This is a genomic window from Streptomyces sp. NPDC041124 (assembly GCF_055592385.1).
Genome location: NZ_JBVIYR010000009.1, coordinates 310,124 through 334,355 on the forward strand (window position 1 = coordinate 310,124; position 24,232 = coordinate 334,355).

18 protein-coding genes are annotated in these 24,232 nt (G+C 72.4%); 13 read left to right on the plus strand and 5 right to left on the minus strand.

The annotated features are described in order from the left end of the window. Positions 1-41: 41 nt before the first annotated feature. The 4 genes from rbfA to ACZ6A9_RS25060 all read left to right on the plus strand — a co-directional run bounded on the left by rbfA (position 42) and on the right by ACZ6A9_RS25060 (position 6,691). Positions 42-491, plus strand: coding sequence for a 30S ribosome-binding factor RbfA (gene rbfA / locus ACZ6A9_RS25045; RefSeq protein ID WP_468989202.1), 450 nt, complete (start codon positions 42-44; stop codon positions 489-491). Beyond that, positions 488-1,393 carry a tRNA pseudouridine(55) synthase TruB gene (gene truB / locus ACZ6A9_RS25050; protein ID WP_468989204.1) on the plus strand — a complete coding sequence of 302 codons (906 nt, stop codon included), beginning with the start codon at positions 488-490 and terminating at the stop codon, positions 1,391-1,393. Before rbfA ends, truB begins: the two co-directional genes overlap by 4 nt. A gap of 485 nt (positions 1,394-1,878) precedes the next feature. Next, positions 1,879-5,580: a trypsin-like peptidase domain-containing protein gene (locus tag ACZ6A9_RS25055; RefSeq protein WP_468989206.1), complete on the plus strand. Its 3,702-nt coding sequence runs from the start codon at positions 1,879-1,881 to the stop codon at positions 5,578-5,580. Positions 5,581-5,719: 139 nt separating this feature from the next. Continuing rightward, positions 5,720-6,691, plus strand: a complete 972-nt coding sequence (locus ACZ6A9_RS25060) for a bifunctional riboflavin kinase/FAD synthetase (protein WP_468989209.1) — start codon at positions 5,720-5,722, stop codon at positions 6,689-6,691. Between the two features lie 145 nt (positions 6,692-6,836). On the opposite strand, the gene ACZ6A9_RS25065 is transcribed toward ACZ6A9_RS25060, so the two are convergent. Next, positions 6,837-7,337 (minus strand): MarR family winged helix-turn-helix transcriptional regulator, encoded by a 501-nt coding sequence (locus ACZ6A9_RS25065; protein ID WP_468989211.1) that lies wholly within the window; start codon positions 7,335-7,337, stop codon positions 6,837-6,839. A gap of 92 nt (positions 7,338-7,429) precedes the next feature. On the opposite strand from ACZ6A9_RS25065, the gene ACZ6A9_RS25070 reads away from it, so the two are divergent. Further along, positions 7,430-7,873 carry a RidA family protein gene (locus ACZ6A9_RS25070; protein WP_468989215.1) on the plus strand — a complete coding sequence of 148 codons (444 nt, stop codon included), beginning with the start codon at positions 7,430-7,432 and terminating at the stop codon, positions 7,871-7,873. A gap of 60 nt (positions 7,874-7,933) precedes the next feature. Here the strand turns inward: ACZ6A9_RS25070 and ACZ6A9_RS25075 are convergent, their stop codons facing one another. From ACZ6A9_RS25075 to eccE, 3 genes are all read right to left on the minus strand, one after another. After that, positions 7,934-11,158, minus strand: a complete 3,225-nt coding sequence (locus ACZ6A9_RS25075; RefSeq protein WP_468989216.1) for an SCO5717 family growth-regulating ATPase — start codon at positions 11,156-11,158, stop codon at positions 7,934-7,936. A 373-nt stretch (positions 11,159-11,531) separates the two neighbouring features. Further along, positions 11,532-12,329: a hypothetical protein gene (locus ACZ6A9_RS25080; protein ID WP_468989219.1), complete on the minus strand. Its 798-nt coding sequence runs from the start codon at positions 12,327-12,329 to the stop codon at positions 11,532-11,534. Further along, the gene (gene eccE, locus ACZ6A9_RS25085) at positions 12,326-13,654 is read right to left on the minus strand and encodes a type VII secretion protein EccE (protein ID WP_468989221.1); all 1,329 of its coding nucleotides are present in this window, start codon (positions 13,652-13,654) and stop codon (positions 12,326-12,328) included. Before eccE ends, ACZ6A9_RS25080 begins: the two co-directional genes overlap by 4 nt. A gap of 179 nt (positions 13,655-13,833) precedes the next feature. Here eccE and eccB point away from each other — a divergent pair, with 179 nt between their 5' ends. Together eccB and mycP are read left to right on the plus strand one after the other, a co-directional pair. Then, complete coding sequence (gene eccB / locus ACZ6A9_RS25090) at positions 13,834-15,375, plus strand: type VII secretion protein EccB (RefSeq protein ID WP_468989225.1); 1,542 nt, start codon at positions 13,834-13,836, stop codon at positions 15,373-15,375. Between the two features lie 77 nt (positions 15,376-15,452). Beyond that, entirely contained in the window at positions 15,453-16,694 is a 1,242-nt protein-coding gene (mycP, locus tag ACZ6A9_RS25095; protein WP_468989228.1) for a type VII secretion-associated serine protease mycosin, read from the plus strand. A 13-nt stretch (positions 16,695-16,707) separates the two neighbouring features. Here the strand turns inward: mycP and ACZ6A9_RS25100 are convergent, their stop codons facing one another. Further along, positions 16,708-17,019 carry a DUF397 domain-containing protein gene (locus ACZ6A9_RS25100; RefSeq protein ID WP_468989230.1) on the minus strand — a complete coding sequence of 104 codons (312 nt, stop codon included), beginning with the start codon at positions 17,017-17,019 and terminating at the stop codon, positions 16,708-16,710. Between the two features lie 344 nt (positions 17,020-17,363). Here ACZ6A9_RS25100 and ACZ6A9_RS25105 point away from each other — a divergent pair, with 344 nt between their 5' ends. The 6 genes from ACZ6A9_RS25105 (at position 17,364) to ACZ6A9_RS25130 (ending at position 24,053) form a co-directional block, all read left to right on the plus strand. Continuing rightward, the gene (locus ACZ6A9_RS25105; RefSeq protein WP_189559447.1) at positions 17,364-17,696 is read left to right on the plus strand and encodes a WXG100 family type VII secretion target; all 333 of its coding nucleotides are present in this window, start codon (positions 17,364-17,366) and stop codon (positions 17,694-17,696) included. Positions 17,697-17,727: 31 nt separating this feature from the next. Continuing rightward, entirely contained in the window at positions 17,728-18,039 is a 312-nt protein-coding gene (locus ACZ6A9_RS25110) for a WXG100 family type VII secretion target (RefSeq protein WP_468989232.1), read from the plus strand. A 139-nt stretch (positions 18,040-18,178) separates the two neighbouring features. Continuing rightward, the gene (locus ACZ6A9_RS25115) at positions 18,179-18,688 is read left to right on the plus strand and encodes an SseB family protein (protein WP_468989235.1); all 510 of its coding nucleotides are present in this window, start codon (positions 18,179-18,181) and stop codon (positions 18,686-18,688) included. Beyond that, a complete protein-coding gene (locus ACZ6A9_RS25120) occupies positions 18,685-19,179 on the plus strand; it encodes a hypothetical protein (RefSeq protein WP_468989238.1) in 495 nt (164 codons plus the stop codon). Before ACZ6A9_RS25115 ends, ACZ6A9_RS25120 begins: the two co-directional genes overlap by 4 nt. A gap of 21 nt (positions 19,180-19,200) precedes the next feature. Continuing rightward, positions 19,201-23,688 carry a putative T7SS-secreted protein gene (locus ACZ6A9_RS25125; protein ID WP_468989241.1) on the plus strand — a complete coding sequence of 1,496 codons (4,488 nt, stop codon included), beginning with the start codon at positions 19,201-19,203 and terminating at the stop codon, positions 23,686-23,688. After that, complete coding sequence (locus ACZ6A9_RS25130) at positions 23,685-24,053, plus strand: hypothetical protein (protein WP_468989244.1); 369 nt, start codon at positions 23,685-23,687, stop codon at positions 24,051-24,053. The genes ACZ6A9_RS25125 and ACZ6A9_RS25130 overlap by 4 nt, the downstream gene beginning before the upstream one ends. The last annotated feature ends 179 nt before the right edge of the window (positions 24,054-24,232 follow it).

A 24,232-nucleotide genomic window follows, 5' to 3' on the forward strand; every position in this document is an offset into this window, starting at 1 on the left:
GCCCCAAGACACGCAGACAGGAAAGAACGGGAGACGGACCAGTGGCCGACAACGCGCGGGCGAAAAGGCTGGCGGACCTCATCCGAGAGGTGGTGGCCCAGAAGCTGCAGCGCGGGATCAAGGACCCGCGGCTCGGCTCGCACGTCACCATCACGGACACCCGGGTCACCGGTGACCTCAGGGAGGCGACCGTCTTCTACACCGTGTACGGGGACGACGAGGAGCGGAAGGCCGCAGCGGCGGGCCTGGAGAGCGCCAAGGGGATCCTGCGCTCCGAGGTGGGCCGGGCGGCGGGCGTGAAGTTCACGCCGACCCTGACCTTCGTCATGGACGCCCTGCCGGACACGGCACGCAACATCGAGGACCTCCTCGACAAGGCGCGCCAGTCCGACGCCAAGGTGCGCGAGGCGTCCGCGGGCGCCCGGTACGCCGGCGACGCCGACCCGTACCGCAAGCCGGAAGACGACGAGACGGACGACACCTCCGAATGACCCAGAAGCACACCACGCCCGACGGCCTTGTCATCGTCGACAAGCCGTCGGGCTTCACTTCGCACGACGTGGTCGCCAAGATGCGCGGCATCGCCCGCACCCGGCGCGTCGGCCACGCCGGCACCCTCGACCCGATGGCGACGGGAGTCCTCGTCCTCGGCGTCGAGAAGGCGACCAAGCTCCTCGGCCACCTGGCGCTGACCGAGAAGGAGTACGTCGGAACCGTCCGGCTCGGCCAGAACACGCTGACGGACGACGCCGAAGGGGTCATCACCTCCTCCACCGACGCCTCCGCGGTCACCCGCGAGGCCATCGACGCCGGCGTCGCCCGGCTGACCGGCGACATCATGCAGGTGCCGTCCAAGGTCAGCGCCATCAAGATCAACGGGGTGCGGTCCTACAAGCGCGCACGGGAGGGCGAGGAGTTCGAGATCCCCGCCCGGCCGGTCACCGTCTCCTCCTTCTCCGTGTACGACGTCCGGGAGGGCGTCGCCGAGGACGGCACCCCGGTGCTGGACCTGGTGGTCTCGGTCGTCTGCTCCTCCGGCACCTACATCCGCGCCCTCGCCCGCGACCTCGGCGCGGGCCTCGGCGTCGGCGGCCACCTCACCGCGCTGCGCCGCACCCGCGTCGGCCCGTACAAGCTGGACTCCGCGAAGACGCTGGACCAGCTGCAGAAGGAGCTGACGGTCATGCCCCTCGCCGAGGCCGCCACGGCCGCCTTCCCGCGCTGGGACGTCGACGAGCGGCGGGCCAGGCTGCTCACCAACGGGGTGCGGCTGGAGATGCCCGAGGAGTACGCCGGATCCGGAGCCGTGGGCGTCTTCGGCCCCGGGGGCCGGTTCCTGGCGCTCGTCGAGGAGCAGCGGGGGAAGGCGAAGAGCCTGGCCGTCTTCGGCTGACCGGAGCGACCGGAGCGGGGGTCCGCCCGTGGAGCGGCGTCACGGGATGGACATGCCGCCGCTCCACGGCCCCCCTCGGTTCCCCCACCCCCAGGGTCTGTCCCGTCGCGTCCGCCTGTTCACCCGTAGGTGCGGGCGCTCGGAGTGAACCGGGGGAGCGGAAGGGGGCGCGTTCGCCGACGGATCTGTCCCGCTGATCATTTCGGGCCTAATGTCACAGACCAGGGCACGGATGTACGGCGGGAGGCTCGAGGATGCCGTCACGAAGCGGATCCCGCGAGGAGCGGGACGTCCCGGGCAGCCCCTCGGTTTCCACCGGGGCCCCGGTCACCTGCGGCTTCCCGCGACCGCGGGAGCACACTGACCCCGTCGGCGGCGAGAGGGCCCCGGGGCGTGCGGAGCCGTCCGGGCGCCCCCGGCCCGCCCGCGCCCTCCCGGAGCCGTCCGGCGGGGCCCTCGTGAGCCTCCGGGACGCCTCGGGGGCCTTGGCCGCCCCTCCCGTCGCTCCCGGCCTCGCGGATCCCTTCGGCGGTCCGCTCGGCCCCGGCAGTCCGCTCGGCCCCGGCAGTCTGCCGGGCGGCAGGCCCGGCGCGCCGGGTGAGCCCGTCGACGACGGTCTCGTCCGGCTGCACGATCTCGCCGGCCGCCCGCGCGGCACCGGCTTCGTCGCCGACCGCCACGGCACGGTGATCACCAGCCATGAGGCGGTCGACGGCCTGCCCCGACTCGTGCTGTACGGGGCCGGGAACCGCCACTGCGTGGTGACCGCCGACGCCGTCACCCCGCTTCCCGCGCTCGACCTGGCCCTCGTACGCACCGACGGGCTGGGCGTGGCACCGCTGCCCGTCTCCATGCGGAAGGACGTCGAGAGCGGCACCTACGTGCGGATCCCCGCCGGAGGCTGGCGCGAGGCGCGGGTCCTGGGCACGGCCGCCGTCACCTACACCGCCACCGACCGCCCGTACCCCGTCGCCGACGCCCTGGAGCTGGCCGTCGGCACCGCCGGCCGGGACGCGCTGCGGCTCGGCGGCGGAGCCGCCGGCGGCCCGGTGCTCGACGCCCGCACCGGCACCGTCCTCGGCGTCCTCGGCACCGCCCTCCGCTCGGCCGACAGCGAGGTGGGCTTCGCCGTGCCGCTTCCCCCGGCTGCTCCGGCACTCGCCGCACTCCTCGCCGAGAACGCGGCCACCGTCCCCGCCCACGGCGCCGACCTCAACCTCGCCGGGCTGGTGGAACTGACGGCCACGTGGAACGAACTCCCGCCCGGCGAGCAGGGGTTCACGGCCGCGTCCACGGCGGGGCCGGCCGTGGACACGGCGCTCGCCGGATCCACTCCGGGCGCCGCACACCAGGCGGTCACCGCAGCCGGGTGCGTGGCCGCCCCGGGACAACTCGTCCCGCCCTACCCCGGGTTCGGTCCGGACGCGGAGGGCGCCGCCGTCTCGCACGCCGCACCGGCGGCCACCTCCGCGCGAGGCGAGGGAGCACGCGGGGCCACCGCGGAACCCGTCGAACGGCACGCCGTCCTCGCGGAGTTCGCCGCCTTCGAGCGGGGCGGCGCCACCGTACTGGGCCTCGTCGGGCCCCCCGGCAGCGGCCGCAGCACGGAGCTCGCGGCGCTCGCCGCCCGCCGCCGGCGGGCCGGACGCCCCACCCTCATGCTGCGCGGCGCCGATCTCCGCGAGCACGACCGCTCCCTCGCCGACGCCGCCCGCCGCGCGCTGGACCGCGCCGCCGCGGTCGTCGCCACCTCCCGCGTCCCCTTCCCAGCCACCCCGGACGCACTCGGCGACGTGAGCCCGGAACATCTCGCCCGGCTCGCCCACACCGCCGGCCACCCCCTGATGCTGCTCCTCGACGACCCCGAGCACATGCCGCCGGAGCTCTTCCACCGCCTCCCCGAATGGACCGCCGGCACCGCGCGGTGGCTCGGGGCCACGGGCCTGCGGCTGGTGGTGGCGTGCCGCGCGGAGCACTGGGAGGCGGCGGCATTCCCCGCGGAACTGCTGCACCCCGCAGCGCTCCGCCCGGACGGGCTCCCCCCGTGCGTGGCCCTCGGCGACCTCACCCCCGGAGAGGCCCGCGACCTCCGTGCCCGCCACGGCATCCCCGAAGACGCCGTCGCCGGCACCGACGCCCGCCACCCGCTGACCCTGCGGCTGATGGCCGAGGTGAGGTCCGCTCTCGCCGACGACGCCCCCGACGCCCCCGTCCACCGCGAGGACGTGCTCGCGGCCCACCTGGACCTGCTGTGCCTGCGCACCGCCACCCGCCTCGCCGCCGGGGAAGGACTGCGCGGCACCGCCGTGCGGCGGCTGGCGGCCCAGGTGGCCGGACGGGTCCACGAAGCCGCCCGGCGCGGCCTCGGCACCGGGCACGGCGCACTGGACCGGGAGGCGTTCGAGGACCTGTTCCCGGCCGGTCCCGTCCCCGGACGGCCCGCGGGGCACGGCACCGGCTGGGCCGCCGCCGTACTCGCCGAGGGACTCCTGGTCCCCGCCGGGACCGGCTACCGGTTCGCCCACGAAGAGCTCGCCGACTGGCTCCAGGGCCTCCACCTCGACCTGGACGGCGCCCTGCGCGCCCTGGTCCACCACGGCCACCGCACCCCGCCGCACACCGAGCCCGTCCCGCACCACCGCATCGGGCCCGTCGTCGAGGCCCTGCTGCTCCTCACCCGCCGGCACGGTGCCGGCCGCCTCGCCTCACGCCTGGCTGACCTCGTCCACGGCCTCGACGCCGACCCCGGCTCCTGGTGGGCCGCCCGCCTGCTCACCACGACCCTCGCACGCGTACCCGACGCGACCCCGTACACGGACGTGCTGCGCCTGCTGACCGACCGGATCGTGGCGTGGCGGGAACAGCGCCGGACGGTCCCGCCGGAGCTCGGCCCCGCCTTCTGGACCGCGCTCCGGCTGCCCATGGAGACCCGCTGTGCCCTGCTGCGCCGCCTCGTCCACGCCGACGGCCCTCCGTGCGAGGGCGGCCCCCGCTTCCTGGACGCCGCCGCCCGGCTGCTCACCGCCGACCCCGTCGCCGTACTGCCGTACCTGGTGCGCTGGTTCGAGGACGAGCGGCCGCTGCCCGCCACCCCGCACGCGACCGTCGCGACGGCCGCGCAGGCGCTGCTGCACACCCACCGCCACCAGGCCCTGGACGCGCTGACGGAAGCCCTCGCCGACAGCACCCACCGGCGCGCCGACCAACTGCTCACCGTACTGACGCACGAGGAGCCGGCGGCGATGTGCCGGGCCGCCGACCGCTGGGCGCGTGACGAACGCCCCGCGCGCCGGGCCGCGGCGATCACCTACGGCCTGCGGGCCGCGCCGCACGCGCGGGACGCCGCCGACCGCACCCTGCTCAGATACGCGGCCCTCTCCGTGCTCGTCCGCGCCGCCGACCGGGACCTGCACGGCGGGGCGCTCGCCCTCCTCGTCCGCGACCCCGACAGCAGGGACCGGCACCTCACCCGTGCCCTGGCCCACTTCGCGGACGGCGACCCCCACCTCCCGCCGAGCGCGCTGACCGACGCCCTCGAAACCCACCCGGGACCCGTCCTGGACGCCTTCCGCACGAGGCTGGCACGGGCGGCCGACCCGGCCGGCACCTTCCACGCCCTCGCCGACGCCACCACCCCCGCCCTCGCCCGGCCGGTCGCCGCCGTCCTGCGGGACAGCGCGGAACGGCGGCCCGAACTCACCGGGCCCATGGCCGCTTACGCCGACCGGAGACTGGACCACGGCGGCCCCGCCGACCGTGCCGTACTGCGGGCCCTGCTCACCGGCCTGCTCGAGGACGGTCCGCAACCACTCCGGCTGGTCCTCGCCGGGGTCCTCACCGCCCCCGGCACCCGGGCATCCCGCCCGCTGCGCCGCGAACTGCTGGACGGCCTCCTGGCCCGCGAGTCCGACCCGGCCGTCCTCGAGGCGGTGCTGCGCGCCGCCGTCCGCACCACCGGCCCCGAGCCGCGTGTCCTCGTCCACCGCACCGGGCTGCTCCTCGGCCGCACCCCGGAGGGAGCCGTCCGTTTCGAGCGCTGCCTTACCGACCTGTGCCGCCACGTCCCCGGGTTCGCCGTCACCGTGGCGGGCTGGCTCACGGACTCCCCGCGTGCCTGGGCCCCGCTGGTGGGCCCCGCCACGCGGCGGACCGTCGAGGACCTGGCGGGCGCGGGAGTCCCCGCCTGACCCGCCCCGACGTGCGGCCCGTCACACCGTGACCATGCCGATGCGGGCGGACCGCATGCGGCATGGCACCCTTAGACCTGCGCAGAGCAGTCCGCGGACCCGGGTCCGTCCGGCAAGGTTTCGACAAGGAGCAGGCACAGTGCAGCGCTGGCGTGGCTTGGAGGACATCCCCCAGGACTGGGGGCGCAGCGTCGTCACCATCGGCTCCTACGACGGAGTCCACCGCGGGCACCAGCTGATCATCCGGCATGCCGTGGACCGGGCCCGCGAGCTGGGCGTACCGGCCGTCGTCGTCACCTTCGACCCGCACCCCAGCGAGGTCGTCCGCCCCGGCAGCCACCCCCCGCTGCTCGCCCCGCACCACCGGCGCGCCGAACTCATGTCCGGCCTCGGGGTGGACGCGGTCCTGATCCTCCCCTTCACCACCGAGTTCTCGAAGCTGTCCGCGGCCGACTTCGTGGTCAAGGTCCTCGTCGACAAGCTGCACGCCAAGGCGGTCGTCGAGGGCCCCAACTTCCGCTTCGGCCACAAGGCCTCGGGCACCGTGGACTTCCTCGCCGAACAGGGCGAGGTCTACGACTTCGACGTGGAGGTCGTCGACCTGTACGTCAGCGGTGAGGCGGGCGGCGGCGAGCCGTTCTCCTCCACGCTCACCCGCCGCCTGGTCGCCGAGGGCGAGGTCGGGGGCGCCGCCGAGATCCTGGGCCGTCCGCACCGGGTGGAGGGCATCGTCGTCCGGGGCGCCCAGCGCGGCCGCGACCTGGGCTTCCCCACGGCCAACGTCGAGACGCTCCCGCACACCGCGATCCCCGCCGACGGCGTCTACGCCGGCTGGCTGCACGCCCAGGGCGAGGCCATGCCGGCCGCGATCTCGGTCGGCACCAACCCCCAGTTCGACGGCACCGAGCGGACGGTCGAGGCGTACGCCATCGACCGCGTCGGCCTCGACCTGTACGGCCTCCACGTCGCCGTCGACTTCCTTGCGTTCGTGCGCGGGCAGGCGAGGTTCGACACGATCGAGGCGCTGCTGGAGCAGATGGCCGAGGACGTCGAGCGCTGCAGGGAGCTCGTCGCCGCGGCCGAGCAGCAGGGCGCGGGGCGGACGGCGTAGGAGCGGGTTCTCGCCGGTCCGGCCGGACGTGCGGCGGGTCCGGCCGTCCGTCCGGGCCGAGGACCGTGTGGCCGTCGTTCAGGCTCGAAGCCGGTGAGTACTCCCGGCTCCGCCGTCGCGAGCCGCTCTCACGGCGCGCGTGCCGTCAGGCGAGGTCCTCGGGCCGTGTCCGCAGCTTTTCGGCGATGCGGGCGAGGGCGCGCTGGTCCGTGGGACTCAGTGGTCCGAGGACCAGTCTGCGGACCGCCCGCACATGCGTGGGCGCGGCGGCGACGACGACCTGGTACCCGGCGTCCGTCAGGGCGGCGATGGTGAAGCGGCCGTCCTCCGGGTCGGGATAGCGCTCCACCCACCCCCGCGCCTCGAACCGCTTGACGACGTTCGACAGCCGGGAGAGCGAGCCGTTGGCGAGGTAGGCCAACTCGCTCATGCGCAGGCGGTGTTCGGGCGTCTCCGACATGTGGCTGAGGGTCAGGTACTCGAAGAGCGTCAGGCCCGCCTCGCGCTGCAACGGGGCTTCGAGCCGTCCCGGCAGCAACAGCACGAGCGAGGCCAGGCCGGTCCAGGCCTCCTTCTCGTCGGGAGTGAGCCACTGGGGTTCGCCGGGGGAGTCGTCGCCGGCATCCAGGGGCGCGGAACTGGTCATCCCGTCACAGTACCAAGCGGTCTTTGACTTCATGCTTGAAGTCATCCGTGGTACGTTCACTTCAAGAATGAAGTCAATGAGAGGATGTGGCCATGTCCGCCACCACCGAGCAGCCCCCGGCCCCGCGGTTCTTCCTCACTCCCGGCTACGGGGAGAAGCATCTGGCGCTGCTGCACTACAGCCAGGCCGTACGCGTGGGTGACCGCGTCGAGATCTCGGGTCAGGGCGGCTGGGACGACGACACGAACTTCCCGGAGACGCTGGAGGACGAGATCGTCCGGGCGTTCGACAACGTGGAGAAGACGCTCGCCGAGGCAGGAGCCACCTGGGGAGACGTCATCGCCGTGGATTCCTACCACGTGCCCACCGACGCCGACTCCATCGGCGAGGCGCACAACCGCGTCATGGTCGAGCAGTTCCGCCGGCGCATGGGTGAGCGCGCGCCCATCTGGACACAGATCGGGGTGGCGGCGCTGGGCGCCCCGGGCATGAGGGTCGAGATCCGCGTCACCGCCGTCGTCGGCCGGGACGACTGACCGGCCCGTGGCGGAGGCGGCGGCCCCTCGACGGGCCACCGCCTCCGCCACGCCACGGTCCTACTGCTGCGGGGGCGGCTGCTGTCCGGGCTGCTGCCCCTGTCCCGCCTGGGGGTAGCCGTAGCCGGCCGGAGGCTGCCCGGGCTGGGGCTGGGCCGGCGTCTGGGGATAGGGCTGGGCGGGCTGCTGGTGCGGTGGCGCGTACGGCTGCCCGGGCTGGGCCTGGGGTGCCCGGGCCGGGGGCCGGCCCGGTGCGCCGTACGGCTCTCCGGGCTGCGGCTGCTGCGGATACGCACCGGGCCGGCCCGGGACGGGTTGACCTGGGACGGGCTGGCCCGGCAGCGGCGGGGCGGCGACCGGCGGCGGGTTGCCGTCGGAGGTCCACAGGCCGTGCGACTGTTGGTGGCGGACGAAGTCCTCGGCGACCAGCGCGGCGAGGTTGAAGTACGCCTCCCGCACCTTCGGCCGCATCATGTCGAGGTCGACCTCCGCACCGGCGGCCAGGTGCTCGTCGAACGGTACGACGAGCACACCCCGGCACCGGGTCCGGAAGTGCGCCACGATGTCGTCGACCTTGATCATCTTGCCGGTCTCGCGCACCCCCGAGATGACGGTGAGGGACCGGGAGACGAGGTCCGCGTAGCCGTGCGCGGACAGCCAGTCCAGCGTCGTACTGGCGCTGCTCGCACCGTCGACCGACGGCGTGGAGATGATGATCAGCTGGTCGGCGAGGTCCAGCACGCCGCGCATGGCGCTGTAGAGCAGACCCGTGCCGGAGTCCGTGAGGATGATCGGGTACTGCCTGCCCAGCACGTCGATCGCGCGCCGGTAGTCCTCGTCGTTGAACGTCGTGGACACGGCGGGGTCGACGTCGTTGGCGATGATCTCCAGACCGGAGGACGCCTGCGAGGTGAACCGCCGGATGTCCATGTACGAGTTGAGGTACGGGATCGCCTGGACCAGGTCACGGATGGTGGCCCCGGTCTCGCGCCGCACCCGGCGGCCGAGCGTACCGGCGTCCGGGTTGGCGTCGATCGCGAGGATCTTGTCCTGCCGCTCGGTGGCGAGCGTGGAACCGAGCGCGGTCGTCGTGGTCGTCTTGCCGACACCGCCCTTGAGGCTGATGACGGCGATGCGGTAACAGGACAGCACCGGCGTGCGGATCAGTTCCAGCTTCCGCTGCCGCTCCGCCTCCTCCTTCTTCCCGCCCAGCTTGAAGCGTGACCCGGCGGACGCGGGCCGGCTGCTCTTCGCCTTCTGCTTCTTGCTGTTGAGCAGCCGGTCCGACGACAGCTCCACGGCAGCCGTGTAACCGAGCGGCGCGGCCCCGGGGTTGGTGGGCTGCCGCTGATCGTGCCGGATCGGCTGCGGCCAGGCGGCCCCGGCCCGCGGATCGACGGGCTGCTGAGGCACCTGCTGCGGGGGCTGTGCCTGCGGGGGTTGTGCCTGCTGCGGCACCCCGGGGTGCCGCGGCTGCTGGGGGAAGCCGTAACCACCGGGCTGGGCCGGGGGAGTCGGGGCGGCACCGGCGGGCGGGAAACCGTAACCGGCCTGCGGGACGGACGGATTCCCGGCCGGCGGCTGGGCGGGCGGCTGCTGGGGCGCGGGAGCGCCCGGCTGCGGCACGCCGTAACCGGTCTGGTGGGGCGAGGCCGGGTTCGCGGCCGGGGGAGCGGGGGGCTGGGCCGGGGTCCCGGGCTGGGGGAAGCCGTAACCGGCCTGCGGGTCGGGCACGGGCGGGTTCTGGGGGTGCTGCGGCGCGGGCGGCTGCCGGACCGCACCTGCGGGCGGGAAGCCGTACCCGGCCTGCGGGGCCTGCGACTGCACGGGGGGTTGCTGGGCGGCGGCGTCCGGCTGCGGGAAGCCGTAGCCGGGCTGCGCCGGACCGGCGGGCGGCGGGTTCCAGGCGGCGGGCGCGGGCTCGGGCGCCTGCGGCTGGAACGGCGGCTGCTGAGCCGGGACCGCCGGCTGGTCCTGCGCCGCCGCGGGGTGCGGCTGCCCGGGCGCCTGCGGCGGCTGTACGGGCCACTCGGCCGCGGGCGCGGGCGCGGCGGGGTACGCCGACGGCGGGGCCGGGGGCACCTGCGGCGCCGGGGGAGTCCAGGCGGGCACGGCGTCGGCCGGCGCCGGGACGGCGTCCCGGGGGATCTCGTCCTCGTCGGCCCTGGCGGGGGCCTCACCGGCGGGCGCCGGGTCGGTCACGACCGGCTCGGCGTTCTCCGGCTCGAGCGCCGCCGGTACGTCCTCCGCGGGCGCCACCTCCTCGGGCTCGCCTTCCGGCTCCGCCGCCGAGGCGTCGTCCTCCGCCGAGTCGGTGCCGTCCGTCACCGACGACCCCGCGTCCTGGTCCTGCCCACCGGCATCCCCCACCGCGTCCCCGGTGGGCGAGACGCCACCGGCCGCGGCACCGGAGGGCTCCTCGGCCTCCGCGACCTCCTCGGCGCCGCCGGACCCGTCAGCGGAGGAATCCGCGGCATCCGCGGCCCCTGCCCGGGCGTCCTCGTCGGCGGACGCCGTGCCTTCGGCCCCAGCCGCTGTCCCGGCATCCGCTGTAGCGCCGACATCCGTTGTGGCGCCGGCATCCGCTGCGGTCCCCGCGTCCGCGGGTGCTTCGCTGTCCGTCTCGCGCTGTGCGATCTCCCGCTTCAACGCGGCGGCGGAGAAGCGGATCGTGGCACCGCTCTCCAGGTCACCGTTGCCGGTCGTGTCCGGCTGAGGCTGCTCCGGCTGCGCGGGGGAGGCCTGCGGCGCGGACCACGGCGCCGGACTCCCGCCCCCGGGAACGTCCGGCGCACCCGCGGGTGAAGCCGCACCGGAATCCGGGTCCGCGGCGTCCGCCGCAGCCTCCGGGTGCTGCGGCTCGAACCCGCTTCCCACCGGAAGCCTGGGCACGGCGACCGGCGGCCCGGTCGGCGGCGCGGGAGGAGCGAACGGCGCACCCGGCACCGGCGACGGGTCGGACGCCCCCACCGGAGGCGCCGGCGGAGTCGGTCCGGGCAGCGGCGGAACGGGCCCCCCGGCCGTAGGCGCCGCCGGCGGCGGGACGGGCGAGGAACCGGAAACGGGAGAAGAGGAGGAAGCGGCGGAACCGGCGGCGTCGGAGGGACCGGAGGAGGCGGACGACGCTCCCGCACCCGAACTCCCCGCGGCATTCTGCGTGTACCAGGCCGGCGGCGCGTAGTCGATGGTGAACTCGCCCGTCGTCTCGATGGCTGACTCCGCGTCGGGCTGGTCATCGCCGGGTGTCGCCCAGCCCCCGCGCGTCCCGTCCCGATCGCTGCTCACAGTTCCTCCTGATTGGTCGTGCACCCTCATGCCGCGCTGGGGCGACCGTGTCCGTCGTCCGAAGTGCTCCGCAGTGCGCCGAAGCCGCTCGAGGTCGTGCGAGATCCTCCGGCGCCGCCGGACTTCCCCGCCCTACCCGGGGACGCCGCCGCCCGGTTCACGGGTTCCGACGTCACGCCCACTCCCAGCCTAATCACCACACGCCCCACACCGGCAGGCCCGTCCACCCACCACCATCGGCCCTCCGGGCCCCCGACGGAACACCCCGGGGGCCGGCCGTCCGACATCCGCCTGCAAACCGGGCAAGCCCGGCGGTCGTGTGACCATGCGGTGAAATCCGGGTGAGGAAACGACGCCGCGCGTCCCGTCCCCGTCAGTCCATCCGCCGCGGCATGCCCAGCAGTCCGGTCTCCGCGTCCGTGGGCCGGGTCGTCACGTACTGCCGGTCGCCGTCGGCGCACCAGAGCGTCACACCGTCCGCGAGGGTGGGCAGGGACTCCACCTCGGCCGGTGTCAGCCCCATGGTGCGGCCCAGTTCCGCCGCCTCGTCCGGAGAGACCCGCTGGATGCCCGCCAGCCGGGCACGCCGCAGCAGCCCGGGAGCGACAGGACTCAGATACGGCAACAGGGTCAGCAGCGACTGCCAGGGACCCGAGACGACCCGCCCCCGGGGCGGCCGCATCCCGCAGTCCCGCACCACCAGCACGGGCGTCCCCGCGGACGCGCCCTGGGGCGGCACACGGCCCACGTCGTACACCGCCAGACCGTTCTGCCCGCCCCCCATCGCGTGGAGCATCTGCAACCAGGCCTGTGGGCGGCCCGTCTCCACCGCGACACGCGCACCCGTCGCCGCCGCCCGCAGCGCGAGCACCTGTGCCGTCCACAACCCGCCGATCAGGACGACGTCGTAGGGCGTGGGCCGGTTGAGCCCCAGCACCGCGGGCCGGCCCTCGGCATCCACCCCGGCGATGACCCCGTCGTCGCCGATCGGCAACGCCAGCGCGTCCACCTCGTCCACGGGCAGCGTGTGCCGCCCGTGCCGCGGCCCGAGCAGCCCGAAGCCGCTGAGCAGTCGGCCGGCCCCCACCCTCCGGTCCGCGGGCGGGGCGCCCCCGTCCGGGGAACCCTGCGCCGACGACCCGTCGGCCGGATCCGTCGTGGTCGTCGTCACCGCGCACCTCCTAGTGGCAGCGTGGCCAGCATGCCGGGCAACTGCTCCCGGTCCAGGCGGGCCAGACCCGCCCCCGACCGACGGGCCGCCTCCTCCAACGCGTGCCGTGCCGCCACCAGTTCGTCGTCACTGCGCCCCGTCACCCGCAGGTGCCCGCACAGGGAGACGTCCCGCCCCTCCCCGCGGGACAGCGTGAGACTGAAGGTCGTGGCGAGCGCGGGCACCGCCGTCACGCGGGCCACGAACTGGGGCAGCGACGGCCCGTCACCGCCACCGGCCCCCGGCCACCGGCGTATCCAGTACGTCGTGTGTCTGCGGTTGTCGCAGCGCCAACTGCGCCCGGACTCCTCGGTCCGCCGCTCCCTCGTCTCCGTCCGCCCCGCCTCCGCCGTCACCAGCGGATTGGCGCACGCCGACGTGGCGAGGGCCGCGACCAGCTCCTCCTCGTCCAGCACGGCCGCCCGGAAACCGGCCCCCGTCAACCGGCTGGCGAGATGATGAGCCGCACGGGCGACACACTTCTGCGCCCCCACCCGCCCACCGCCCCGCGCGGCCACGGCGTCGGGACACAACTCGGGGTCCAGCTTCAGCGCGACCCACGTGATGCGCACCGCCGGTGCCTCGATCTGCTCCTGCAGCGGCGCGTAGTTGGCGACCGCCACCGACTGCCGGGGCAGATGCAGCGCGGGAGCGGGCTGGGTGTGCAGCACGATCTGCGCCGACTCCAGCCGGATCCCGTCCACTTCCAGGGCGTCCCGCACCAGGGCCAACGGCAGCGGCTGCCTGCTGCGCTGCGCGCGGAGCGCGGTGAAGTCCGCCTCCACGTGCACGACCGCCGTGACGAAGGTGCCGTCGCCGATGATCCCCACCGGCCGCCGGTCCCGTGCCCCGTGCGCGTACGTGCGCAGGGCCGGAGCGCATTCGAGCACCGGCACCAGCCCCGGCTCGGTCCCCGGCGGAACCTCGAGCGCCGCGGCCCGCTGACGCCGCGCACGCAACGCCCGCGCGGTGGCCAGCCATTCGGGCAGCGAGCGGCCACGGCGACGGACCACGGCCAGCGCCACCAGCACCGCGGCGACGACCGCGGCCGGTACCAGGCCGACCGGACCGGTCACCCAGCCGACGAGCAGCACCGCCGCGGCGATCTCCAGCAGCACAAGCCGTTGCAACCGGAACGAACCCCCCTGTCCCGGACGCGCCCTGAGACGCGGCTGCCCTCGCGAGGGCTCCCCGGCCGCCGCCGGCGGCCCCGCCCCCTCGGGCCCGCCCGCGGACGGCCCCCGCACTCCCGCCGGGCCACGCACCCGCGTCCCCGAAGCCCTCACACCATCCCCCGATCTGCTCACGACACCCCGGGCAACTGCCCCGCCACGGCCCGGAAAGAGCCCGAACCCTACCTGCTCCACGCACGCCGACGATCACCAGGCATAGTAGGGGGCCGGTCCGACAACGGACGGCCCGGGACTCGGACCCCGGGGGCGGTAACGGGGAGCGGCAGTCACTCATGGCATCACGGCGGGACGAACTCAACGCCTACACGTTCGCGAAGCGGCGCATGCTCGCCGCGTTTCTCCAGCCCTCACCCTCGGGATCGGAGGAGGGAGCCCCCCGGCCGCTGCGCGCGGTCGTACCCAGCCTGGTGGTCGGCGCACTGGTGCTCGGCGTGTTCGGGGCCTGGGGCATGTTCAAGCCCACCGCCCCGCCCGACTGGGACGAACCCGGCACGCGCGTGATCGTCGGCAAGCAGTCGACGACCCGGTACGTCGTCCTGAAGACGGACGGCGACACCCGCCTGCACCCGGTGCTCAACCACGCCTCCGCGCGCCTGCTGATGAAGGACGCGCAGTACAAGGTGGTTCAGGTCGACGACAAGATCCTCGACTCCGGCAGACTGCCGCGCGGACCCATCCTCGGCATCCCCTACGCCCCCGACCGCCTGCCCTCCGCGGAGGAGGCCGGGCGGGCCAAACGCTGGGCCGTCTGCGCGCAGCCCGGCGGCAAGGACGGCAACAGCACCGTCCAGGAAGCGACGTTCGTGCTCGCCGACGCCGACAAGAAGAAGACCGAGGGATCCGGCCGGCTCACCGGCGGCGACACCCTGTACGTCAAGACCCGCGGCGGCGAGCGCCACCTCGTCGACGCCCGCGGAACCTCCTACGCCGTCACCGGAGCGGAATCCGACCCGCTGACCATCGCCCTCGTCGGCTCCCGCAAGCCCCAGCTCGTCTCCGAGGAATGGCTCGCCACCCTCCACAAGGGCGATCCCATCCGCTTCCCGCGGCTCCCCGCGGGCGTCGGCGACCCGGCCGGCGTCCCGGGACAGCTGTCGGCGGACGAGAACAGGGTCGGCACGGTCCTCAGGGCGGAGACCGGCGAAGGGACCCGGCACTTCGTCGTCCTGCCCGGAAAGGTGCAGCCGGTCAGCGAGTTCACCGCCTGGCTGCTGATCTCCTCGCCGCAGACGGCCGTACTGAACATGAACGGCAAGGCCCGCACCGTGGGCCTGCAGGACTTCACCGCCGACCCCGAGCCGTTCGCCGGACAGCCCGCCAACTGGCCCGAACTGCGAGCCCAGCAGGTCAACTCCCCCGACGGCGGCCGGAACACGGTGTGCAGCGTGCTGCGCGACGTGGGCAAGGACAACACGACGGTGCTCAGCACCTGGGCGGGCAGCGGCTACCCCGTCGAGATCACGGCCGGCGGCACCAGCACCTACGTCACCCCCGGAACCGGCCAGCTCTACACGCAGATCCAGGGCACCGCCGCCGACGCCGGTTCCCTCTTCCTGGTGACGGACACCGGACTGCGGTACGCCGTCCAGGCGAACGGGGACAGCGACAGCGACACCTCCGACATCGGCGCGGGCACCACGGACCAGAAGGACGCGGGCCAGGAGCAGGACACCGCACCCGAACCCAGCGAGGCCCAGGTCAAGCTCGGCTACCAGAACGTCAGGCCGACGAGGATCCCGCTGGCCTGGTCCGAGTTCCTCGCCAAGGGACCACGCCTGGACACCAACAGCGCACGGCAGCCGCAGGGTTCGTGATCCGGGACTCCCAGGCGGACACCCGCCGACCCCGGACGCACGGACCATGGACGACGGACAAGAGAGGGACCGCACCGGTGTCGCCCACCAAGGCCGCCCTGCTGGCCACCGCCGTACTGCTGACCGCACTCGGCGGCACGCCGCCCACGCCCGCCCACGGGGCGCCCGAACCGCCGCGGGAGCCCCTCCGGCTGGCCGGCAGCGGAGAGTGCACCTACCCCAGCAAACAGCAGTTCAAGGCCCGCCCGTGGGCCCTGCAGCGCGTCCTGCTGGACGAACTCTGGCAGGGCACCAACAAGGGCAAGGGCGTCCGGGTCGCCGTCATCGACACGGGCGTCGACGACAGGAACCCCCAGCTCACCGCCGCCGTCGACAAGGCGGCCGGACTGGACCTGCTCACCTCGGGCACGGGTGCCGACCCCACCAACGACGAGGTGGGACACGGCACGAAGGTCGCCGGCATCATCGCCGCCCGCCCCCGCGAGGGAACCGGCTTCGTCGGCCTGGCACCGGGCGCCACCATCATCCCGATCCGCCAGAACGACGCCGACAGCAGCGGCGACTCCGACAGCATGGCCCGGGCCATCGACCACGCCGTGGCCCGCGGCGCCGACGTCATCAACATCTCCCAGGACACCGCCAAGCCGCTCTCCGCCACCTCCGCCCTCGCGGAGTCGGTCCGCAAGGCCATCGCCCGCGACGTCGTCGTGGTCGCGTCGGCGGGCAACGACGGCCTGGACGGCAAGGCCAAGAAGACCTACCCCGCCGCCTTCGACGGCGTCCTCGCCGTGGCCTCCTCCGACCGGAACAACGAACGCGCCGCCTTCTCCCAGGCCGGGGACTTCGTGGGAGTGGCCGCGCCGGGAGTCGACATCGTCTCCACCGTCCCCGGCGGCGGCCAGTGCACCGACAGTGGCACCAGCTTCTCGGCGCCCTTCGTCGCCGGGGTGGCCGCCCTCCTCAAGGAGAAGCACCCCGACTGGACCCCGGCCCAGATCGTCACGCGGATCGAACAGACGGCGGAGCGTTCGGTCAACGGCCACGACAACTTCGTCGGGTGGGGCGTGGTCGACCCGGTCCGCGCCGTCCAGGAGTCCGACCTCGCCGACCCCCCTTCGTCCCCCACGCCCGACCCCGGGGTGGCCCGGGCCCAGTCACCCGACGTCCCCCCGTTCTCCCTCGCGGAGACCCCGGCGGAACGCGACGAACGGCACGCCACCTACGCCCTGGGCATCACCGCGGTCCTGGTCACCGTCATCGCCGGCTGCGCGGTGGCACTGCGCGACCTGCGCCGCCGCCGGGCACAGCGGGAGACGTGACCACCCTCCCCGCTCAGTCGCCGGCGGCCGCGTTCCCCGCCGACGGCTCCAGGTCGAACTCCCCGTCCCGCGCCCCCAGGACGAAGGCACGCCACTCCGCCTCCGTGTAGCGCAGCACCGTCTCCGGATCCAGCGACGACCGCATGGCCACCGCGCCGTCGGGCAGATAGGCGATCTCCACCCGCTCCTCGTGCTCCTCCGTACCCGGAGCGGAGTGCCACTCGACGCCGGAGATGTCCAGCGCGTACAGCTCGTCCCGTTCACGCTCCTTGCGCGCCTTGATGTCCTCGGGCGTCTCGCGCTCCCGGTCCGGCAGATCAGCCATGGCGGAACGGTGTCCTTTCGTCACGTACGAACGATCCCCGGCCACAGTACTGGGCACCCCCTCGGGGCATGTCCGTTCCGTGACCGGATCACAACGGTTCCGGCGGACAGTACCGGCCGCGAACTGACCCGTGGGCGCTTTGCAGTTGGAACACCCACAGCAAGTGACTAAAGTGGCTCCCGGTGCCACGCGTGTGGTACCGCACGGGGGCGGCGCGACGCTGCGACCACGAGTCGCGCTGGGAGGCAGCGGTTCTTGCCCGCCAGGACACCTGGACAACCGTCCACGGCGACCCGTCACGGTGGCGACGGCCACCAGCACTTCACCAGGAGGGCAAGAGACACATGAGCGTCGACTACAGCGACTCCGACCTTACGGATCTCGCCAACAAGATCCAGGACTTCCACACGGACGTGAGCAAGAGGGTGACGTCCCTCAACACGGTCGTCGACATGATCCAGGCGGGCTGGCAGGGCGCCGCGGGCAAGGAGTTCGACTCCGTCCAGCGCGGGGTCAACCAGCACCTGAAGAAGCTCCAGGACGACCTCGTCGACCTCGAGGACGTCATGCGGATGAGCGTCAAGGGCTTCAGCGCCAACGAGCAGGAGCGCGTCTCCGAGATCCGCCGGGTGGACAACTCCTACCAGGTCTCCAGCCGCATCACCGACCTCGCCTGACCGACACCGCCGCATCCGGGAGAAGCACACAGTGAGCGTCAACTACGACCGCACGGCGGTCAACTTCGACACCGTCACCCAGGCCGCCATGGACGTCCGCAAGACGGCCAAGGAGATGAGCGAGCAGCTCGACATCCTCATGCGCCAGGTCAAGGCCGTCGCCGAGACCTGGCAGGGCGAGGCCAAGACTGCCTACACCGAGATCCAGCGCAGCAGCAGCGTCGAGATGGACCAGATGTGCCAGAAGCTGGTCCGCATCGCCCAGCTCCTCGACGAGTCCGTCGTCGGCTACAAGGACACCGACCACGGCAACGCGGCCCGCTTCCGCATGCTGATGGGCTGACCCGCACCCCACGGCACCACACCGGCCACGAAGGGGGCGGCCCGATCCGGGGCGGCCCCCTTCACACGTGTGCTTCACCACGCGCCGGGGCGGCGGAACCGCATAGCGCGCCCGGACTACGTGTGCGATCTTCTTCCTCATGCGTGCGAACGGGGGCGGCGCCGACATGACCACGATCAGCGGCACGGGCGCGGCGGGACACGAGCCGGTCGAACTGGCGGAGACCGTGCGACGCGCGAAAGCCGGAAGGGCCTCCCCTCAGGACGTCTTCGACGCCTTCCTCCGAGCCCGGGTCCACTGCGAACGACCGGAGGACCCAGGCTTCTTGACGGTCACCGCACCCGGTCACACCGCCGACGACACGCAGCCGCGCTCCCGCATCCTCGACCTGGCCAGCACCATGACCGACTCCGCGCCGGCACCGGCCCGGCTGCTACCGGTGTTCACCTCACTGGAACAGTTCGCACGCTTCACCGGCGGGGGAGCCTGGTTCTCGACGACGGGTGCCGACGTCCTGGACCTGCTCCCCGCGGGACTCGACGTGTGGCTCGACCCGGCCGCCGAGCACTCCGTACGACTCGTGACGGCCGCCACCGCCGTGCAGCCGGTGCTGCACGTCTCTTACCGACCCCGGAGGACCGTGGCGTGAGTGACGCGCAGGGCTGGCTGATCCCGCGGGGAGCGGACGGCGGCGAATTCACGTGGGAGGTCCAGTTTCTCCAGTCGATCGCGCAGCCGCTGGAAGAGTCCACGGCCGCCGCCCGGAAGATCGCGGGGGACCGCGCGGAGCAGCGGTTCGACGACGTCTTCCAGGTCACCGAGGACACGACCGGCGCCGGTGCGGTGACCACGGCGGTCAACGACTTCCTCGACAAGTGGTGCCACGGCCTGGGCTGCATCGCCGACGACGCCGATGTGATCGTCTCCGCGCTCAGCGCGACGATCAACGACTTCCTCGTCACCGAGACCAGGACCCGGTACAAGGCCATGATGCTCGAGCGGCAGCAACAGCACGAGGACGACCACCCCGTCACCACGTGGCTGGAGGAGCACGGCGTCGCCGCAGAGGAGAAAAAGGAGTTCCGAGCCCGCCTGGATCCCGTGAACCCCGACGGCCAGGACGTCCGGACCCCGAAGTAGGCAGGAGCAGGAAGACCCGGCATGACGGAAAAACGGTCCCTCTTCCGCCGTATCTGGATCGGCCCCGACGACACCGTCCAGGACTGGATCCCGGGCAAGCCCACCGAACTCGACCGGCTCATCAAGAAACTCGCCGGCGCCGCGGCACACTTCGGCGAGGGCGCGGAGCAGCTGCGCAAGCTCGACACCGACCCCTGGCAGGGCGAGGCCGCCGAGGCGTTCCGCAAGACGGTCAAGAAGCTGCCCAAGGAACTCGACGGCGCGCTGGACGCGTTCGTCGAGGCGGGCGCCGCCGTACTCGCCTACCGCGAGGTGCTCGACGCGGCCCAGCGCCTCACCCAGCGGATCCTCGACCACGAGGCACCCGTCGCCCGCGACCTCTCCCGCCAGTACGCCAAGGCCGTCGACGACTACAACGCGGCGATCAAAGCCGGCGCGACGACGCTCCCCACCCGGCCACCGGAGACCGACCCGGGCCGTACCACGATGGCCGAACTGGTCGAAAGGATCAACGGCGCCCAGGGGAACGTCGAGGAAGCCGCCAGCGCCGCCCAACGGATTCTCCACAAGGCAGCCGGAAAAGCGCCCGAACGGCCGAGCGGCTGGCAACGCATGACCGACGGCGCGAAGGAGGGCTGGAACGACCTCGTCGAATTCGGCCTCGCCGTCAACCCCGGCAGGCTCCTGACCGAACCCAAGGCCTACGTCCACGATGCGGCCATGGTCATCGACGGAGGCGTCGGCGCGGTCAGGGACCCGGTCGGCTTCTCGAAGGACGTGTACCAGGGCGTCTCCTCCACCTGGGACGAGTTCCAGAAGGACCCGGCCCGCATGCTCGGCTACATGGCGCCCAGCCTCGCCGGCGGAGCGGCCTTCAAGGGTGCGGGAAGCCTGGCACGCAGCATGGACGGGCCCAACGCGCTCGGCAGCCCGACCGGCCTCGGCACGGCCGGCGCCCACCTCGACGCCAGCCGTCCCGGTAGCCACAGCGATGGCCACGCCACCCAGAACAACCCCACCGACCCGGTCGACCTCGCCACCGGCAAGATGTACATGCCGCAGACCGACGTCGCTCTCCCCGGAACACTTCCCCTGGTGTTCATACGCCGTGCCGAGTCCGGTTACCGCGCCGGCCGCTGGTTCGGCCCCTCCTGGTCCTCGACCGTCGACCAGCGGCTGGAGATCGAGGCCGACCGCATCGTCCTCGTCCACGAGGACGGTCTCATCCTGGCCTACCCCCACCCGGCCCCCGGCGGCACAAGCCTGCCGACCGAGGGTCCTCGATGGGTACTGCGCGCGGAGCCCGAGGGCTACACGATCACGGACCCGGCAGCCGGACGCACCTGGCACTTCACCCGACACGCCGACGACCACGCGCTCCTGGAACGGATCGACGACCGCAACGGCAACCGCATCACGTTCGAACACGACACGGACGGCACGCCCACCGCCATCACCCACAACGGCGGTCACCGCATCCGCATCACCACGGAGGCGCACAGAATCACAGCCCTCCACCTCGCCGGCGCCGCTCCGGGCGGGGACGACCAGGAACTGATCCGGTACGGCTACTCCGCGGCGGGCGATCTCACCGAGGTGGTGAACTCCTCCGCCCTGCCGCTCCGCTTCACCTACGACGAAGCGGGCCGCATCACCTCCTGGACCGACACCAACGACCGCGGTTACACGTACGAGTACGACGACCACGACCGCTGTATCGCCGAGGGCGGCGCCGAAGGCCACATGAGCCTGCGCATCGAGTACGCCGACCAGGACGCCGAGACGGGCCTTCGCACCACCACCGCCACCACGGGCAACGGACACGCCTACCGGTACTTCGTCAACGACCTGTGCCAGGTGGTCGCCGAGGTCGACCCGGTGGGCGCGATGACCCGCTTCGAACGGGACCGCTGCAACCGCCTGCTCGCCCGCACCGACCCCCTGGGCCACACCACCTGCTTCAGCTACGACGAGGCAGGGAACCTCACCTCTGTCATACGTCCCGACGGTCGCGAGTCCCGAGCCGACTACAACGACCTCCACCTCCCCACAACGGTCCGCCACCCGAACGGCACCACCGCCCACCAGACGTACGACTCCCGCGGCAACAGAACCTCCCTCACAGCGCCGACGGGCCACACCACCCACTTCAGCCACGACGAGCGGGGCCGCCTGACGGCCGTCGTCGACCCCTTGGGCCACACCACAACGATCGCCTGCGACGACGCGGGCCTCCCGGTACGCATCACGGACCCCCTCGGCGCTACGACGTCGTACGAACGTGATGCCTTCGGCCGCCCGGTCACGATCACCGACCCCACAGGCGCGGTGACCCGCTTCGAATGGACCGTGGAGGGACGCCTGTCCCGCCGCACCGCCGCCGACGGCACGACCGAGTCCTGGACCTACGACGGCGAGGGGAACTGCACGACCCACACCGACCAACTCGGCGGCACCACACACTTCGAATACACGCACTTCGACTTGCTGACGGCCCGCACCGGCCCGGACGGAGTGCGCTACGAATTCGAGCACGACACCGAGCTGAACCTCACCAAGGTCACCAACCCGAAGGGCCTGACCTGGAACTACACCTACGACCCAGCCGGCCGCCTGACCACGGAAACCGACTTCGACGACCGCACCCTCACCTACACCTACGACGAGGCCGGCCGCCTGACGTCCCGCAGCAACGTGCTGGGCCAGGCCCTGACGTACGAGCGCGACGCACTGGGCCAGGTGAACACCAAGCGCACGCCCGACGGAGTCACCACCTACGCGTACGACACGAACGGCCGGCTGATCGAAGCCAACGGCCCCGACGGCACGAACTTGACCATCGACCGGGACATCCACGGCCGCGTCCTCTCCGAAACGGTCGACAGCCGCACCCTCGCCTACGCCTACGACGACCTCGGCCGCCGCACAGCCCGCACGACCCCCACCGGCGCGACCAGCACCTGGACCTATGACGCGACCGGCCGCAGCACGGGCATGACGGTCTCGGGCCGCACCATCGACTTCACGTACGACCAGGTCGGCCGCGAACTGAAGCGCCGCATAGGCGAAACAGTCACCCTGGACCATGCTTTCGACCCCCTGGGTCGCCTGACAACCCAGTCAGTGACAGGCACGCACGGCCGCTCCGTGCAGCACCGCGCGTACACCTACCGCGCCGACGGCAACCTGATCGGCATCGAGGACCAGCTCGCAGGCCCGCGCCGCTTCGACCTGGACCCGACGGGCCGGGTTACGGCCGTACACGCCGCGAACTGGACGGAGCGCTACGCCTACGACGGGTCCGGCAACCAGACGTCCGCGTCATGGCCGACGTCACATCCGGGCGGCGAAGCAACCGGTTCCCGCGACTATGCGGGCACCCGCATCACCCGGGCCGGCCGCGTCCGCTACGAACACGACGCCCTGGGCCGCACCACCCTCCGTCAGAAGCCGCGCCTGTCCCGCAAGCCGGACACCTGGCACTACACCTGGGACGCGGAAGACCGCCTGACCGCGGTCACCACCCCCGACGGCACCCGCTGGCGCTACACCTACGACCCCCTGGGCCGCAGAACGGCCAAACTCCGCCTGGCCGACGACGGCGAAACCGTCACCGAACAGGTCCTCTTCACCTGGGACGGCACAACCCTCTGCGAACAGACGACGACCTCCCCGTCCCTCCCGAACCCGGTCACCCTGACCTGGAACCACCGGGGCCTCCACCCCATCACCCAGTCGGAACGCATCACCGCCGCGGACGCCCCCCAACACGAGATCGACTCCCGCTTCTTCGCCATCGTCACCGACTTGGTCGGCACCCCCACCGAACTCATCGACGAGCAGGGCGGCATAGCCTGGCGCACCCGCAGCACCCTATGGGGCACAACAACCTGGCCAACCTCCAGCACGGCCTACACCCCCCTCCGCTTCCCCGGCCAGTACTACGACCCGGAAACAGCCCTCCACTACAACTACTTCCGCCACTACGACCCGGAAACGGCGCGATATCTGACGCCGGACCCACTCGGTCTGGCGCCCGCACCCGATCCACAAAACTTTGTCCGTAATCCACATACGTGGGTGGATCCTTTTGGACTGGCGCCAGATGCGTGCCCGCAGGGAGAGTGGCGCAATGGAGCTGACGGACCCCACAATACTGCGAATGGTGAGCGCCTTCGTGAGCAACTTCGTGTTGAAGCCGGACCCGTGGGGTCAATTCAGGGAATTGACGACATCATGCGGGACCCCGATGTGCTCACTGGAGGGGTAACGCCGGACCAGATTCGCGGTGCACTGGTGAACACACCGGGCTGGAGGGAGGAAAGCTTGGGTAAGGGCGATCACGCAGGCCAGGGTTGGGTTCTACGCGAATACAACGACCGAGGGCACCCAACAGGCCGTATGCTTCGGTGGCACCCCGGTGGCGGGCATCACGGCGACGGAGCATACTGGCGCGTTCTGGATATGGAGGGTGTTGTCGGAGGCGACGCGGAAGGGATTATCAGATGACAGCTGAAAGAGTTTCACGGCAGTTGCGGAACGCGCTGACGCATCTGTCGTGGGAAGCAGAAAGTCAGATCGACTACATCAACCGGCTCGCTGTTGGCGCCGATGAACTTGCGCTCGAATTCGACGATTCCTTCCGTGTCGCCGCAGGCATGGTAAGTGAAGGGCTACTGCCGGTATCACTCGGTAGGATCCTGGCCCCAATCGATGAAATCTTGAGTGAGATGACGCGCTCGCGCGGGGATGAGTGGAGCATCGATGCCCTACGCCATTCATCGGCGTGGGACGAACTGAGGATTCTCGCCACGGAAGCTTTGCGTTATCTCGATGAACGAGATTGGGCGGGCGGCGAAAGTCCTCTCTCATGACACGTGGAATGCTGCAATGACACATTCCGGAACAGGTGCGCTGTGAGGAGCTCATCAAGGTCGCTGCGCGTGCTGTCTTGCAATGCCAACACCATCTTGCAACCTTATTGAATTGCACGCAGTATGCTGCCTCATGAGTCACCGTCGAGGAATAAAGAATGAGTTTCGTGCCACCCCCT